The sequence below is a fragment of the Vibrio sp. 1069 genome (assembly GCF_033340555.1).
Genome location: NZ_JAWOWP010000190.1, coordinates 1 through 883 on the forward strand (window position 1 = coordinate 1; position 883 = coordinate 883).

The 883-nt window shown below is 45.8% G+C and carries 1 protein-coding gene; it reads right to left on the reverse strand.

Features of this window, described 5'->3' with window-relative positions:
* A partial coding sequence (locus tag R7040_RS25365; RefSeq protein ID WP_318097407.1) for an acetate/propionate family kinase occupies positions 1-789 on the reverse strand: 789 nt, incomplete at its 3' end.
* Between the last annotated feature and the right edge of the window lie 94 nt (positions 790-883).

The window sequence follows — 883 nt, forward strand, 5'->3', positions numbered from 1 at the left end:
GACTGGCGTTTCTTGAGACCAACCTTTCTTCAGAAGGTACTCAATGATGCCTGGGTCAAGGTCACCACAACGTGTACCCATCATTAGACCCGACAGCGGAGTGAAGCCCATAGACGTATCTACAGATTCACCATTGTTGATTGCACAAACAGAAGCACCGTTACCTAAGTGAACAGAGATGAAGCTCGATTCTTCAATCGGCTTGTTGATCATCTTCGCAGCTTCGCGACTTACAAAGTAATGACTTGTGCCGTGGAACCCGTAACGACGAATGCCGAAATCTGTGTAAAGTTCTTTAGCGATTGCACCAGTGAACGCACGTTGAGGCATTGTTTGGTGGAACGCTGTATCGAATACTGCAAATTGTGGAAGGCTTGGAAACGCTTCAACAGCAGCACGGATGCCGATAGCACCAGCTGGGTTGTGAAGTGGAGCAAGGTCTGCAAGCTTCTCAATTTCTTGTGTAACTTCTTCAGTAATACGAACGGTTTTAGTGAATTTCTCACCGCCGTGAACAATACGATGGCCCACAGCAACGATGTCTTGAGCTAGACCTAACTCTTCGGTTAAACCTACTAGTTTGCCGATAGCGATTTTGTGATGGCTATCGTCACCTTCGATGGAGATTTCCTTTTTTTCACCGTTGAATTTCCAGCTCATACGAGCGTCTGATAGACCAAAGCATTCGCCCAGACCACTTAGCACCGCGTCACCCGATACGGAATCGATGACTGCAAATTTTAGTGAAGAGCTACCAGAGTTGATCACCAGTACAAACGAATTAGACATGTAGTTATCCTGTTGTGGAGCAGAGGTTGTAATAGCGCTTGTGCGCTGCGTACTTCTTGTTTGCCCCTCTATTATTCAATAATTTTTTAATCTT